Source organism: Jeotgalibacillus marinus, from assembly GCF_040801915.1.
GTDB classification, from domain to species: domain Bacteria; phylum Bacillota; class Bacilli; order Bacillales; family Jeotgalibacillaceae; genus Jeotgalibacillus; species Jeotgalibacillus marinus.
On sequence record NZ_JBFMIA010000370.1, the window covers coordinates 1 to 217 of the forward strand.

A 217-nucleotide genomic window follows, 5' to 3' on the forward strand; every position below is an offset into this window, starting at 1 on the left:
CACCGCTTGCCCCAATACTTGGGGAACAATGTCGTCACTTTTAATAAACATAGTAGCTTCGGTTTTGCTAAACTGCACGACCATGCAACGAAACTGCTTACTCTCAAAGCGCACTGACGTTGGAATTTTTACGTCTTTTATCACGGCGACAGGAGCGTCTGGATTAGTAAACTTGGTGGCTTTTACGGGGCTGGCTGCCTTTCCTGCTCCCATTAAT

The 217-nt window shown here is 46.5% G+C and carries 1 protein-coding gene; it reads right to left on the reverse strand.

Annotated features, from left to right (window positions below; translation table 11 throughout):
* The coding region (locus tag AB1471_RS18210) for a hypothetical protein (RefSeq protein ID WP_367781115.1) at positions 1–217 on the reverse strand (217 nt) is incomplete at both ends.